The sequence below is a fragment of the Candidatus Nitrosotenuis uzonensis genome (assembly GCF_000723185.1).
Lineage (GTDB): Archaea > Thermoproteota > Nitrososphaeria > Nitrososphaerales > Nitrosopumilaceae > Nitrosotenuis > Nitrosotenuis uzonensis.
The window spans coordinates 205,728-220,121 of sequence record NZ_CBTY010000006.1; the positions used below are offsets into that span (position 1 = coordinate 205,728).

Below are 14,394 nucleotides of genomic sequence, written 5' to 3' on the forward strand. Positions count from 1 at the left end.
TCACTTGTGAGTGTAAATTGCCTGCAACTGTGAATCCTTTCTGCAGTAACCAAATCTAACAAACTGAATTTCTGCTCCCTCTTTGAGCTGGTTGTAATATGGTTCTGTAAATACGTTGAGCTCCTCAAGACTATTCTCATTGAATTCTTCTCCATGAAACAGTATGCTTGGAACCAGTATCTTTAGTCTCTGTGCAGTGTTCTCTGATAACCAATGTATCTTTGGAATATCTTGTCTCAAGTCGTCTCCTGTGTATTGACCTTCAAGAGCAGAATCATTGCGTGTTATCTTGATGTTGCCAAGTCCCATGAATCGTATCGTATCTTCTGGCTTTGCACGTGCCAAGTCGTCTTCCTCAACTAGGAGACTCTGTCCTAGCTCGACAATCCTTGTACCAAGATCTTTTGTAGGGTGATTATGCATAGTTATTGTCTTTGGCAGCCCACTCACATCAATTACCTTGGGGTTTTTTATCATATGAAGCCTAATACTTTCACCATCAACTATTTTGCGATTGAATGATTCTAGTGTTTCAAACGGGGCTTGAGTGTCTGCCTTTGTGAACCCAAGGGAGAGGACGAATTTTCTTATGGCATCCGGCCTTATTCCGCGGCGCCTAAGTGCTTCAAGTGTGGGAAGACGGGGATCATCATATCCTGAAACCTTTCCCTCTTCGATTAGTGGTCTTAGAATCCTCTTTGAGACAGGCATGCCCTCAAAACCCAGTCTTGAGAATTCAATCACCTTGGGTTTGCGCATCTTTAATGCTTCCAGTATGGAATAATACAACTCGTTTCTCAGCTCATACTCTTTAGTCCTGAATGCATGCGTTACCCCATCAATACTGTCCTCTATTGCAACTGCAAAATCGTAACTTGGATATACCCTGTACTTGTCGCCAAGTAATGGGTGTTTTGTCTCTATTATTCTGAACATTACAGGATCCCTCATCACGGTATTCTCAGACTTCATGTCTCCACGAAACCGTACTATTGCATCACCCTGTTTGTATTTTGAAAACATCTTCTCCCATCTGTCAAAATTCTGCACCTGTTCTCCGAGGCTGCATTTGCAAGCTTTCATTTCACGCCTGTTGGCAGAAATTGTCTCCTGTTTGCAAGTGCATACATACGCAAAGCCGCCTTCTAGCATCTCTTTGCCCTTTTTGTAGAGAATCTCAATGTCATCTGAGGTGTTTTTTACAACATCATATCTTACACCAAGCCAATCTAGGCCTACTTTTATTGCTGCATAATATTCAAGTCTTTCAGCCTCCGGGTTGGTATCGTCAAATCGCAGGATCAGTTTTCCACCATACATTCGTGCATATTCTTCATCAATTATGGCCGCCTTTGCATGCCCTATGTGGGGGTAACCGTTGGGTTCTGGGGGAAATCTTGTTATCACCTTTCCATGTTCTGCTCCTTCAAGAGGAGGCAATCCCTGCTGTTCTTCATGCTTTGGTTTTTCCTCAAGAAGATCAGCAAAATTCTGTTCCACCTCTTTTCTTATCTGGCTAGCGCTCATCTTGTTTACCGATGCAACTATTTCAGAAATGATTGGCATTATCTCCTTGACATGTGCCCGCAGATGTGATTCTTGGCCAAGCACCTTGGCAAGAACTATTTTGTCTTGCGTTTTTCCATGATCAAGAGCATTCTGCAGCGCTAACTTGCGTATTTTCTCCTTTGTCTCATCGTCCAAATTACAAACTCCTTTTTACGACAAAATCCAAAAGCGACATCATCTCTGACTTGGCTGTACCTGAATATGGTGATAATGCATTCCTTGCCTTTTCTGCATACTGCAAGGCTGATTTCCTCACATCGTGCTCTATCTGAAGCGAGCGCATTAATTCCACTGCCTGATTTATCTGGCTTTTTGTTGCCTTGGGGTTTCCAAAAACTGCCATTATTGCCTTTTTCCTTTTAGCGTCCGCCTTTCTTATTGCCAAAACTATGGGAAGTGATTTTTTGCCTTCGCGTAGATCATTTCCCACCGGCTTCTTTGTCACTTTTGGATCCCCTAGCACGCCGATAAGATCATCAATTATCTGGAATGCCACGCCCAAGTTTCTTCCAAATGATGCAAGATTTTCGATATCTCTTCCTGTTCTCTTGGCGCATATTGCTCCCATGGCACACGAAACCTCAAAGAGGGCTGATGTTTTTTTCTCCACCATCTTTATGTAGTCTTCTCTCTTGGGAATTTTCTTTCCTTCCGCCATCTTTATGTCAAGCACTTGTCCCTCGCAGACATCCACACATGCTTCTGCAAGCCTTTCTACTAGCTTTGATGAAACTGCTGTATTATGGACGTTGGAAATGGAAACGGTCTGAAACGCTTTTGAGAAAAGAACATCGCCTGCAAGTATGGCAAGAGGCATCCCGTACCGTGTATGCACTGTGGGAACGCCATGCCTTATCTCGTCATTGTCCATGATATCATCATGAACAAGCGTGAAATTGTGGATCATCTCTATTGCAGATGCAGCTGCGAGGGCGTCTTTTATTGAACCTCCAAGCATCTGGCAGCTCTTAATTACAAGGTATGGGCGTAACCTTTTTCCGCCATTAACTATGAGGTGTGAAGCAGCTCTGTAAAGTTCCTCGGGTCTTCCATCAAGTCTTACCTTTAGGTATCTGTTTACCTGTTTTGCTGTGTTCGGAAGAGTTGAGGTCAATTCAACAGTCTCCAGTTACCTGTTGGAAAGTGATGTTTAAGTGATTCTTCCAGCCTGTTTTTTTGTTCTATCCACTTTGCAAGTGTTTTATGGTGTTTTTGCAGCATGGTGTTATCTGATTTTTCCAAAAGATGCAGAGCAACTAGCATCCAAGGGCAGTAATTCTGGGGATTCCTTTCTATATCGGAGAACAACTCATCAGGGGATGCCCACTTTACCTCGCTTATCTCGTCCTCCACCAACTTGACCGAAAACGAATCGTCAACTATTCCCACAAGAGTTCCGCAGATCTCGTTCTCAGAGCCTATGTTCTTGTATGGTACATGGTATTCGAACTTGAACAAATAGTCCAATCTGCACGAAGCGCCTATCTCCTCTGGAAGCCTTCTCTCAGCAGATGAGACGTACGTTTCGCTCTTCCTTGGATGGCTTGCCACCGTTCCATCCCAGTCCCCTGGCCAAAGCATCTTGCTTGGGCTTCTTCTGGTCAGCAATAATCTGTCTTTTTTATCAAATAAAAGTACTGTGAATGCCCTGTGAAGCTTGCCATCAGGTAGGTGACATCTCACCTTCTCTTCCATTCCAATGGGATTGTCATCCTTGTCTACCAAAATGAGATATTCTGACATCTATCTTCCTCCAAACAACGTGCCTTCGAATTTGGACCTTTGCACTGCCTTTACTATTCTCTCAGGATGGTTTCCATTCACGAAAAACACCTTCAATCCGATCTTTGAGATTGCAGTAGCTTCCTCAACCTTGCGGCTCATGCCGCCAGTCACATCCATCGACACGTCCTTTGCGGAAAAAGCCTCGCCATTCATTTGACGTATGAGTTTTTGTGATTTTAAATCAGAATAAAGTCCGTCAACGTTTAGTACAAATATGGAAAGACGTGGCCGCAGAAATTTTGCAAGTATGCTCATTATCTTGTCCCCTGACAGTATGTATGATTTTTTATTTCCGTACCAGAGGGCATCACCAAATGTGACCGGAACCAGTCCTGATGATGCGATCTTTCCTATCTCTTTTATCTTGACTGGTATGGGCTTGTTCCCAGACATAAAGTCGGTGGGGGGCAGACAGTAGGGATTTAGATTATTTTTCTCAAGAATATCAAGTATTATCTTGTTGAGCTCTACCATAGAGTTCTTTACAACAGACACCCCATGCATGTTGTATTTGGCTGGCTTGGTATGCATGTCGTATTTTACTGACCAATAGTGACCAAATGAGCCGCCACCGTGAACTATAACAAATGGCTCTTTTATCCTGCGCAGCTGGGATGCAATCCTGGTAATGGTGACCATTCTTGGTGAAAGGGGTTTTTCCTTGTTGGTAATAATTGAGCCGCCAAGCTTGATTAGGATCATAATGTCCCTTCCGAAAGCAGGCAGTTAAAAATCATAGGTGCCATCTTATGGGATAATCATTTAGCTAGTGTACAGCCAATCCAGAACTATGTTAGCTCAAGTTTGTGTTGCAGTCCTAGCATATCCACTTTAACTCCGAAACACTGATGCCCGCTCTCACAGAGAACCTTCATGGTACTTTCAATGTTGGACTGGTCCACTAGTGCGATAATGCATCCTCCATCTCCGGCCCCGGTTATCTTTGCGCCGTAGCTGGTGCTCTTTGCAAGATCCACCATGACGTTAAGCTTATCATTTGATACGCCAATCTGTTCAAGATATTTCTGATTCTGAGACATTCTCTGACCGACAACTCTAAGATCACCATTTTTGAGTGCTTCCAGTGCATCTTCGATCAGCCTTTCCTCTTGGGTGCATAAGAGTGAGAATATTGCAGGATTGTTGTCTTTGTATTTTCTTACACGCGACACAACGGAGCTTGTCGAATGAGAGATCTGCGAGTCTGCCACGATCAGAGTGAAATTGGGCTCAAAATCCAATTTGGCAGCATACCCGTCGCGATGGTATTCTATTGCGCCTCCAAGAGTGCATACTGTGGTGTCTGCCCCTGAAGTGCTCTCAAATACTGTTCTTTCTGCTTCTAGTGCAAGCTCAAGTACGCGATCCCTTGTCTGGTCTGCAAAGAGCCCCAGAATGGAGCTTGCTGCAGCAACACAGCATGCAGATGAGGAACCAAGGCCTACTCCTGCAGGAAATTCTGCATATATGCCGATCCTGATACCCGATGTGGAATTGTATTCTGCAAGAATCTTCTTCGCAAGGTGTACGATCGGTCTTAAGGACGGCTCAACAGAAGACACTTGGTCACTAGTTGATAACAGCGCGTTACCAACCGATGATGTTATCTCTATTTTACCATTGTCCATTAGCTCAGACTCTACTGTTATTCGCCTATCTATGGCGCACAGTATTGCTTTTCCGCCATATACGATAAAGTGTTCACCAAACAAGATTATCTTGCCTGGTGCAGATGATACCGACTTCAACTAAACACAATTGAGGCGTAGCCTACAACGGAGTCCTTGCTTCCCGCAACGTCGCCGCTTGTGGCGTATTTGAGAAGCATTGCTTCCCTTGCGCCAAGTTCCTTGCATGCAACCATTGTAGCTGCAATCGCACCGTATCCGCACGCACTCACCCTCCTGTTCTCTAGCACATCGTAGAATCTTTCCACATCCATTTCTAGTATGGGCTCAATTAGCGCTTTGTCTTGTCTGTGCGCTATTTCGTTCTGCTCGTAGTGTGTAAAATCCGAAGAGCCTATTATCACTGCTTTTTTCTCCTTGGCAATATTGGCTACAGCCCGCCCAACTTCCAATGCAAATTCATAGTCTTGGTTTAAAATGCAAATCGGCAGGATTGTGAATTTGGACTTGTAATATTGGAGCATGGGCACCTGTACCTCTATGCTATGTTCTCGTGTGTGGGAGAAAAAGTCTATCTCTATCATTCTGGACAATTTGTTTATTTTTTCTGCAGCATCCGAGTCAACTTCCACGTTGCCCAGAGGGCTGGCCCAAACTGCATCCTTCATAGTGGCCACTTGGCAACCAAGACCCCAGTGATTAGGGCCTAGTATTATTGCAACTTCAAAGTCCTGTTCAGATATTGCCTCAAACGAGTGAGTTGCAATAGGACCAGAATACATGTATCCTGCATGGGGACAGATTGCGCCAAATATCTTCTTTGACAGCTTGGTTTTGCCTACGCCGTATTCGTTGTAAATGGAACTCTTGATTGACTGTATAAGCTCATCCTTTTCGCTTGGGTAGAACATGCCAGCAACCGCCGGTGTTCTAACTCGCATTTACTCGTTTTCCTCGTCTGTTATCTTTGTCTCGAAATCGTCTATTTCGTACTTCATAGGATCGGTTTCTTGCATCTGGCCCTTCTGAATAAGTATCTCACGTGCTAGGAGCCAAAACACTGTGGCAAGCGACTTTCTTCCCCTGTTGTTTGCTGGTATGACAAGGTCAATCTTTGATGTGACATTGTCTGTGTTTGAGATTCCAATTACTGGTATACCTGCATTTGTTGCCTCTATTATGGCCTGAGAGTCAACCTGCGGATCTGAGATTATGACTAGCTTTGGCTCAGTGTAATATGGAAGGGACGGATTGGTAAGTGTTCCAGGCATGAATCTGCCTAACATCTTTCTTGCACCTGTTATCTCACAGAACTTTTCTATGGGTGTGCTTGCATATTCTCTGCCAGAGCACACTAGAATTTTTTCAGATTCTATTCTGTTGATGAACTTGGCTGCAGTGTTTATCCTTGCAAGTGTCTTGTCAAGGTCTATCATATAGAGGCCTTCGGGGCTTGCCTTTGTGATAAATGGCTGCATGAACGTGGTCTTTACAGTGGTACCTACCCTGATTCCTGTGGACAGGATCTTCTTTTTGATGTCTTGACTTTCTGCCTGCTGAGCCATGTGATTTTAAACCTCTGCCATACCCGATATTAAACTATGCTCTGATAGGCGTATGAGCTCGTTCAGCTTTGATACCCGCTCGCCTCCAAGTACGCCTACCTTTAACATCTTGGAACCGGTGGCAACTCCTATGTGGGAGATCTGATGGTCAGTGGACTCGCCAGATCTATGGGATGTTATGATTCCTATCTTGTTCTTTGTTGCTATCTGGGCAAACTCCAATGCATCATAGAGGCTTCCTGCCTGATTTACCTTGAGTATGACACCGCTGCATGATTTTTTGATAATTGCTTTCTTGAGAATCTTTGGGTTGGTGACGGTAAGATCATCGCCTGTAACGTATGTTCTTGGAAACTTTTTTCTAATAATGGCCATCTCGGAGAACGCCTCTTCATGTACTGCGTCCTCGGCGTAGATGAGTTTGTATTTTTTGATAATGTTTGATGCAAAGTCAATTTGTTCTTCCGGGGTGTTCTCAAACCCTGCTCTTTCGTAGACGTATTTCTTCTTCTTTTCGTCCCACTGTGTGGATGATGCAAAGTCGACCCCGAGTGCAACCTCCTTTCCGAGAGTGTATCCGAGCCTCTCGCAAGCCTTTGCGGAAATCTCTAGTGCTTCCTCGTTGTCCATCTGAGGTGCCCACCCCCCCTCATCTCCTCTGCCGTTTGTAAACCGTGAATCTGATTCCTGGAGGAGCTTACCAAGCTCTCTGTGCACTGCAAAGTTTCTCTCTATTGCCTCCCTTGGAGATTTTGCGCCGATGGAACAGATCAGAATCTCTTGTATATCTGGGGTACCTGGGCCTGCATGGGCGCCCCCACCCAAAATATTTCCAAGTGGAAAGGGGAATTTTGGCCTCTTTGTTTGGGATATTATCTTGAACATGGGCTCATCAAGGGCTTTTGCTGCAGAGTCTGTGGCAGCGATTGTCAGGGAATATGCTACGGCGCCTCCTATCTTTGAATAGTTTGGGGTGTTATCGATTTTTCTTATTTGAGATTGGATTGACTTGAGATCGTCAGAGTCCAGGCCAATGAATTTTTTTATGTTTTCGTTTAGGATCTGAAGGCTTTTTTCCGGCTTGTTGTCTGCAAAACTTTGGGCTTCGTATTTTCCAACACTTGCACCTGATGGAGCACATGCCCTGCCAAGATACCTTTTGTCAGAAATTATGTCAATTTCGATTGTTTTACTTCCACGGCTGTTGTAGACAAGCCTTCCTTTAACGGAAGTTATCTTTGGCAAATTACTCTAGCTCAGATTGTACTTCCAGGTATCGTCTCTGGATTGCCTCGTAGAACGGGATTATCTGCTGCATTGTCTCAACAGTGGTCAGCATCATCCTTCTACAGCAATATCTTTTCAGGCCGAGCGAATCTAGAACCTTACCGGGTTCCTCTCCTGACTTTATTCTATTTTGATAATCTTCATGTCTGTCCGCAATAAGATTTCCACAAGTAAAACATCTGACTGGAATTAACACGAAATCAAAAAGTGATCAAGGATTATAAAAACCCTGCACGGACGCTTTGTGCGGGAGTTGCCAAGCCCGGCCAACGGCGCTAGCTTGAGGGGCTAGTATCTTAGGATTTCGTGGGTTCAAATCCCACTTCCCGCATTTTTACAATATTTACTATTTCATCCTCAATTATCTTCTTGAATAGGGAACTAAAATTAGCCTTACAACTGGGATCATGTCTGAATGAGAGTGTGATTTCTCATTCCACAAACTATGTGTGCAGATTAAGAGTTTTTCCATATTTTACAAAAAGCTACTTGCCTTTCATACTTTTGATTAGCTCAGAGCGCCTCATCTCCTCTGTGATGGCAATTCTAGTTTCCTCAACTAAGATTCTGTCTACATCAAGCTTCTTTCTTGCCTCTTTGATTATCTTATCAAAATGCGCAAACGGGTATAATGTAAGGTAAAGCTCTTCCATCACATCAAACAGACTTTGCGCATCTTCAGCTCTGCCTACTCTTATTTTGTCATAGATATTCCTTCTTAACTCACCTATGCAATCCATAAGTCCAAGAACGTATGATTCCTCTCTTACGCCAAGAGATTCGTGGGTAGGAACTTGGTTGCCCTCTAGTATGGCAAGCAGGGACGATGCCTCGACGAATTCCTGTTCTGGAGTTACAAGGTATCTATGTAAGCTGGAATCAGTATGTTTTCTGTATTTTTCCAACAGTCTTCTTGCAGTCTCTATTTTTTTTCTTGCACTTTTTGTATTATTCCTGTGACATTCGATTATTGCCTCACTGGACAAATTCACAATCTGGCGCGTGTTCTTCAGTAGCATCTCTCGTTCATCGTTAGTCTTTTCGAGGATTTTTGATATCTTTCCGAGCGAGTTTTTTGCTCCCTTTAACATACCACAGGACACAATGACTTGGATAAAGTCTTTTTCCAATGAATTTATTTTATGTAAAACTTGAAGCTTGGCATGGAAATTACGGTAAAACAGATGTATCAGATTGAGGAAAATGGTCACCAGATGGGCTTCCCAAGACAGCTTATGATGGAAAATGCCGGCGCATCGATGGTAAAGAATCTTGTAAATCAATTCGGCGATCTATCATCAAAAAAGGTTCTCGTGTTTGCTGGGCTTGGTAACAACGGTGGCGATGCACTTGTGGTTGCAAGACATCTTGCAGGACATGGAAGCTCTGTTTCTGTAGTACTCCTTGGAAATCCCAAAGACATCAAGACTGTAGAATGCAGGACAAACTGGCAGGTGTTGCAAAAGATGAAGTCGGTTTCAATCAAGACACTGGAGGATGCAAGCTCGATGGAGCCTGATATAATAATTGACGGAATTCTGGGTACTGGAATCTCCGGAACAATAAGGGAACCACACGCATCGGCAATAGATCTGATTAACCATCTCTCAGCTTACAAGGTTGCAGTTGACGTCCCCTCAGGATTAAACCCTGACACAGGAGAGACGGCCAACAAATTTGTCAAAGCTGACATGACAGTTACGTTTCATAGGATGAAAAGAGGAATACCAAAAAGAATAGATCTATGCGGCAGGATATTTGTAGAAAAGATAGGCATACCGCCTGAGGCAGAGATGGGCGTTCTATGATAGTACACCAGATACCTGTGGGCAAGATGCAGAACTTTACTTATGTTGTAGAGGATGAGAACACAAGCGAGGCGATAATAATAGACCCATCATGGGATCTCCAAACTGTAATGAACGTAGTTGAAAAGAACGGCTTGAAAGTAAAGTATGTCGTTAATACTCACCACCATTTTGATCACACGATAGGAAATGAAGCAATTTCAAAGCAGACTGGCGCAAAGATAATCCAACACAAGATGTCCCAGCTAAAGTACGACATACCTGTATCTGATGGTGATACAATAAACTTTGGAAACTCGGAATTAAAGGTGATACACACCCCAGGCCATTCCAAGGACAGCATGTGTCTTGTAGGTGACGGAAAGATATTCTCCGGTGACACGCTATTTGTTGGCACATGCGGCCGAGTAGACCTTCCTGGTGGAGATGCACGGGAATTGTACCACAGTCTTGTTGACACACTCCGAAGCCTTGATGACGATCTCATGGTGTATCCTGGACATGACTATGGCTCGACACCTACGTCAACGCTGGGAACGCAGAAAAAGACAAACTTTGTAATGCAGCCAAGAACGGAGCAAGAATTTCTGGAAATAATGGGGCAGTAATTGCAAAAAAATATCGATATACTTGTTGACACAAAAAAAGGACAGGCTCTTATTGACTGTCTTGAGAAAAAACAATTCCTGTTCTCACTTGTTATATCATACACCGATACATGCACAGTTCCAGGAATAACGATGGCAGGAAAAAGTGCGGAACTATTACAGTACACGCCTCCTGCGGATGCAGAATTTTTGAACTTTGGATATTGTAAGTGTGTTAATGCAGTTCCAGTATCACCGGACGGCAAGCCTACGCCAGGACTTTTGACAAAGACGGCGCTAGAATCTGCAAGTATACCTAACGTGGTGATAAATGCAGGGAGCAAAATCGCCCCGATGCTGCCTTATTTTGAAACTGGTCTGCCATACGGAAAAAATATTGCTATTGAGGCGGCAATGTCGTTGGATACAGTATCGCGCGCAGTAGAATATGGCAGGATGATAGGGAGATGTCTTGGCTCTACTACTGACTGTTTGCTAATAGGTGAAAGCATACCTGGGGGCACTACTACTGCGCAAGCGGTGCTCTCAGGATTAGGATTTGAGGCAAAGGTGAGCAGCAGCATGGAGCATAATCCATTGCATTTGAAAAACAGGATCGCCCTGGAGGCGCTGGGAAGAACGAGCAGAAAAGATCCCTTCAGCATAGTAGCTGGAGTTGGAGACCCATTGATACCTGCTATCGCAGGCATACTTTCTACTGCGTCCCTGCAGACAAAGGTCATACTTGCAGGTGGTACGCAGATGGCCGCAGTGCTCGCCTTTGCAAAATCTGCAGGATATAACAGGGACAACACCGCCATCGCCACCACCTCTTATGTGATTGATGACAAATCGGCCAATCTAGTTGATACTGTAAGACAAATAGACCAAATACCTGTATTTGGTGTTCGACTGGCTCTTGGAGACTCTAGAATTGACGGACTTAGGGCCTATGCAAACGGGTCGGTAAAAGAGGGAGTGGGTGCAGGCGGTGCATCTCTTGCAGCAATGCTCAAAGTTGGAATTGGCTCATCACACTTGTTGCATCTTGCAGAAAACCAGTATGAAGAAATCTTTGCAAACGCTGCCTAGGTGCAGGCGTGATAATGACTATTTTACTGTTACTGACTTGGCAAGGTTTCTTGGATAATCAGGATCGGTATTCTTTTCTACTGCACAATAATATGCTAGCAGTTGAATTGGGATGATCTCTATTAGCGGATAGAACGCATCATCTATTGCAGGAATCTCTATCCAAAAATCGTATACATCACTAGGCTTGTCGGATATTCCGATTATTTTTGCACCTCGAGCCTTTATCTCACGCGCGCTGGTCAGGGTGTCACTATAGGTATGATCATTAGGATTGATAATGATCACATAGACACTAGAGTCCATGAGTGCAAGTGGGCCGTGTTTGAGCTCGCCGCCGGGTATGCCTTCTGCGTGTATGTATGTGAGTTCCTTTAACTTGAGGGCTGACTCTGATGCAATCGGATAATGAACTGCTCGACCTAGAATGTAAATGTCTTTTATCTCACGCAATTCCTTTGCAATCTCTTTTATCTTTGTATGGTCTGCAAGAATTCTTGATACGGCGTCTGATATCTTACGCTCGTCAAGTTTGATACATCCGTCACAGAGCTTTTCGGTTATTTTGTATATTATGCTCAGCTGCGCAGTAAAGCTCTTGGTTGCCGCAACGCCTATCTCTGGACCGCAGTTCATTCCCATCACCAAGGCAGATTCTTGCGCAAGCGATGAAGTAAGAATATTGACAATTGATAGTATCTTTGCATTTGATTTCTTTGCAATATTGACTGCTTCCAGCACATCTGCACTCTCACCACTCTGAGATATTGCGATGAGGATAGAGTTAGGCTCTATGGCATCTGGGGAAAAGAAGAGTTCGCTTGAGATTATTGGCTCTGTTTTTATCTTGGCGTATTTCTGCCACAGATATTTTGCCACAAGGGCTGCGTTGTAACTAGTCCCACTTCCTGTGATGTAGATGTTTCTTGCATGCCTGATGAATTCGGTGGCATTGCTTACTGCATCGCGTGAGCTTTCGCCAGCCCTGACTATTGTGTCGGGCTGCTCTGAGATTTCCTTTAATGTAAAGTGTGCGTAATCTCCCTTGTAGACATCGGCAAATTCCTTTGACACTTTTGTTACCTGGTGCTTGACTGGATTTCCATCAAAGTTGAATATCTGCAGTCCAAGCCTGTCTAGGATGACAAATTCGCCGTTGTCAAGATAAATTACATCGTCAGTTTTTTCAATGAAGCCAAGCACATCGCTGGAAAGAAAGTATCCGTTCTTTCCGATTCCTATTATGAGAGGCTCGTGGTATTTTGCAGCCGCAAGTGTGCCGCTCTCAAACATTGCAACAAATGCATAGTGGCCCTTTAGCTGTGATGTTGTTTTTATCATGGATTTTTTTATATCTAGCAATTCATCAAAGTTAAACTGCAAAAGATTTGCAATCACCTCGCTGTCTGTCTGGCTCTTGAACTGGTATCCGCGTTTTTCCAGATCAGCCTTTAATTCAGAATAATTCTCAATGATGCCGTTGTGCACTATGGCTATCTTGCCTGAACTGCTAGGATGTGGATGGGCATTAACATCGGTAACATTGCCATGTGTAGCCCACCTAGTATGGCCTATTCCTATATGTCCTGGGAGAGTATCAAGATGAAGCATATTGTTGACATCTGACACCTTTCCTACACCCTTTTTCACAAGTATCTCTTGCTGGTCCTTTGTTGCAACGCCTACACTATCATAGCCTCTGTACTCCATTCTCTTCAGACCGCGAACCAGAATGGGGGCCGCACTACCATCTCCATAATATCCTATTATCGAACACATTTGATATCTGATCTATTCTTGTTGCTAATAAAAATAAGCTTCTTAGGATTCGTCTTTGGATTCTGGTTCTTCAGAAGTGCCATCGGTTGCCTCAACGGTTTCTGCAGCGGTTTCCTCGACTGCAGTTCGTTCTGTTTTTGACTGTAGGTTTTCCAAGATTCTTGGTGATAGTGAGATGTTCGATTCCTCCTCTACTGTTACCGTATATGATGGAATTGTAATGACCCTGTCACCTATGCTGACATGGCCGTGCACTATGGCCTGCCTTGCCTGATACGGAGTCTTGAACGCGAATTTTCTTTGTACTATTGTTTGCAGTCGTCTTGAGAGAAGCATATTGATATCAAGATTCAATACGTCATCAAGTGTGGCGCCGTCCTTGACTAGCCCTATCCTTGTAAGTGATTTCATAAGTATGGGTTCTTTCTGTTCTCTTATTTCCTGTCTTAGTGCTAACAATGATCTTGCTTGATGTCTGACTCTTGAAAGCTCAGTCCTTGCCTTCCACAACTCTCTTTTGTTCTTTAGACCGTATGTTCCAAGAGTATTGAGGTCTTCCATCATAAAGTCGTAGTTCAGTGGGCGCTTGGGTCTTTTCCATACTCTGCTTGGATATTTTGGATCTCCCATTCACTTACACCTATTTCTTGGCCTTTGCATCAGCTGCAGGCTTTGCAGGAGCTTTTGCCGGTGCCGCTGCAGGTGCAGCCGCTGCAGCTGGTGCTGCTGCCGCTGCAGGTGCAGCCGCTGCAGCTGGTGCTGCAGCCCCTGCTGGTAACACCTTGCCTCCTTTTCTTACTCCAACTGATGCTCCCTTACGACCTGTCGTACGGGTTCGCTGTCCTCTAACTTTTAATCCATACATGTGACGAAATCCCCTCCAACTGTTAACTTGTTTTTCTCTCTCAATATCGTTTCTTACGGTAAAATCAATATCTGAAGTGATAAGATGCATAGTCTTACCTGTTTCCAAATCCTTCCTTCTGTTAAGAAGCCAGGCAGGAAAATTAACTGACGATGTGTCCCTGAGTGACTTTTCAATAATCTCTACTTGAGACTCGGTAAGAAATCCAATGTGGCTGTCTGGATTCAAGTCCAGAGTCCTGATTATGGCATTTGCAAAGTTCTTTCCTACGCCCTTTATCTGAGTGAGTCCCACTAGGAGCTTTTTATCTCCTGGAATATCCTTTCCGATTATCCTGACAATGTGTCTGTAGTCTTGTGCGGACAAGTATTGGAACGTCGGCCCAACCCCGATAAAAACCCTGCTCAAATAGGTATGGTACGATGATGG

16 protein-coding genes and 1 tRNA gene are annotated in these 14,394 nt (G+C 44.1%); 4 read left to right on the top strand and 13 right to left on the bottom strand.

Annotated features, from left to right (window positions below; translation table 11 throughout):
* The 9 genes from gltX to NITUZ_RS01850 form a co-directional block, all read right to left on the bottom strand.
* Positions 1 to 1,704: a glutamate--tRNA ligase gene (gene gltX, locus NITUZ_RS01810; protein ID WP_048194609.1), complete on the bottom strand. Its 1,704-nt coding sequence runs from the start codon at positions 1,702 to 1,704 to the stop codon at positions 1 to 3.
* Position 1,705: 1 nt separating this feature from the next.
* Positions 1,706 to 2,683, bottom strand: a complete 978-nt coding sequence (locus NITUZ_RS01815) for a polyprenyl synthetase family protein (protein WP_244443784.1) — start codon at positions 2,681 to 2,683, stop codon at positions 1,706 to 1,708.
* The gene (gene idi / locus NITUZ_RS01820) at positions 2,680 to 3,312 is read right to left on the bottom strand and encodes an isopentenyl-diphosphate Delta-isomerase (RefSeq protein WP_048194613.1); all 633 of its coding nucleotides are present in this window, start codon (positions 3,310 to 3,312) and stop codon (positions 2,680 to 2,682) included. Before idi ends, NITUZ_RS01815 begins: the two co-directional genes overlap by 4 nt.
* Entirely contained in the window at positions 3,313 to 4,056 is a 744-nt protein-coding gene (locus NITUZ_RS01825; protein ID WP_048194615.1) for an isopentenyl phosphate kinase, read from the bottom strand. It abuts the gene before it with no gap.
* Between the two features lie 86 nt (positions 4,057 to 4,142).
* Complete coding sequence (mvk, locus tag NITUZ_RS01830) at positions 4,143 to 5,102, bottom strand: mevalonate kinase (protein ID WP_048194617.1); 960 nt, start codon at positions 5,100 to 5,102, stop codon at positions 4,143 to 4,145.
* Positions 5,099 to 5,923: an MEMO1 family protein gene (locus NITUZ_RS01835; RefSeq protein ID WP_048194623.1), complete on the bottom strand. Its 825-nt coding sequence runs from the start codon at positions 5,921 to 5,923 to the stop codon at positions 5,099 to 5,101. The genes mvk and NITUZ_RS01835 overlap by 4 nt, the downstream gene beginning before the upstream one ends.
* A complete protein-coding gene (gene rpsB / locus NITUZ_RS01840) occupies positions 5,924 to 6,547 on the bottom strand; it encodes a 30S ribosomal protein S2 (RefSeq protein WP_048194625.1) in 624 nt (207 codons plus the stop codon).
* 6 nt (positions 6,548 to 6,553) lie between these two features.
* On the bottom strand, positions 6,554 to 7,792 hold the full coding sequence (eno, locus tag NITUZ_RS01845; RefSeq protein WP_048194627.1) for a phosphopyruvate hydratase: 1,239 nt from the start codon (positions 7,790 to 7,792) through the stop codon (positions 6,554 to 6,556).
* A 1-nt stretch (position 7,793) separates the two neighbouring features.
* The gene (locus tag NITUZ_RS01850) at positions 7,794 to 8,030 is read right to left on the bottom strand and encodes a DNA-directed RNA polymerase subunit N (RefSeq protein ID WP_048194629.1); all 237 of its coding nucleotides are present in this window, start codon (positions 8,028 to 8,030) and stop codon (positions 7,794 to 7,796) included.
* A 50-nt stretch (positions 8,031 to 8,080) separates the two neighbouring features.
* Here NITUZ_RS01850 and NITUZ_RS01855 point away from each other — a divergent pair.
* A tRNA-Leu gene (locus tag NITUZ_RS01855) sits at positions 8,081 to 8,165 on the top strand.
* Positions 8,166 to 8,319: 154 nt separating this feature from the next.
* Here NITUZ_RS01855 and NITUZ_RS01860 read toward each other — a convergent pair.
* The gene (locus NITUZ_RS01860; protein WP_048194631.1) at positions 8,320 to 8,925 is read right to left on the bottom strand and encodes a translin family protein; all 606 of its coding nucleotides are present in this window, start codon (positions 8,923 to 8,925) and stop codon (positions 8,320 to 8,322) included.
* Positions 8,926 to 8,997: 72 nt separating this feature from the next.
* Between NITUZ_RS01860 and NITUZ_RS01865 the strand changes: the two genes are divergently transcribed.
* From NITUZ_RS01865 to cobT, 3 genes are read left to right on the top strand one after another with little or no spacing between them, the layout of a single operon-like run.
* Entirely contained in the window at positions 8,998 to 9,642 is a 645-nt protein-coding gene (locus NITUZ_RS01865) for an NAD(P)H-hydrate epimerase (RefSeq protein WP_048194927.1), read from the top strand.
* On the top strand, positions 9,639 to 10,250 hold the full coding sequence (locus tag NITUZ_RS01870) for a hydroxyacylglutathione hydrolase family protein (protein WP_048194632.1): 612 nt from the start codon (positions 9,639 to 9,641) through the stop codon (positions 10,248 to 10,250). The genes NITUZ_RS01865 and NITUZ_RS01870 overlap by 4 nt, the downstream gene beginning before the upstream one ends.
* Positions 10,251 to 11,321: a nicotinate mononucleotide-dependent phosphoribosyltransferase CobT gene (gene cobT, locus NITUZ_RS01875; RefSeq protein WP_048194634.1), complete on the top strand. Its 1,071-nt coding sequence runs from the start codon at positions 10,251 to 10,253 to the stop codon at positions 11,319 to 11,321.
* Between the two features lie 18 nt (positions 11,322 to 11,339).
* Here cobT and glmS read toward each other — a convergent pair whose 3' ends face one another.
* From glmS to NITUZ_RS01890, 3 genes are read right to left on the bottom strand one after another with little or no spacing between them, the layout of a single operon-like run.
* Positions 11,340 to 13,100 carry a glutamine--fructose-6-phosphate transaminase (isomerizing) gene (gene glmS, locus NITUZ_RS01880; RefSeq protein WP_048194636.1) on the bottom strand — a complete coding sequence of 587 codons (1,761 nt, stop codon included), beginning with the start codon at positions 13,098 to 13,100 and terminating at the stop codon, positions 11,340 to 11,342.
* A gap of 42 nt (positions 13,101 to 13,142) precedes the next feature.
* The gene (locus NITUZ_RS01885; RefSeq protein ID WP_048194638.1) at positions 13,143 to 13,730 is read right to left on the bottom strand and encodes a 30S ribosomal protein S4; all 588 of its coding nucleotides are present in this window, start codon (positions 13,728 to 13,730) and stop codon (positions 13,143 to 13,145) included.
* Positions 13,731 to 13,740: 10 nt separating this feature from the next.
* Positions 13,741 to 14,331 carry a 30S ribosomal protein S13 gene (locus NITUZ_RS01890; RefSeq protein ID WP_048194640.1) on the bottom strand — a complete coding sequence of 197 codons (591 nt, stop codon included), beginning with the start codon at positions 14,329 to 14,331 and terminating at the stop codon, positions 13,741 to 13,743.
* Positions 14,332 to 14,394: the final 63 nt, after the last annotated feature.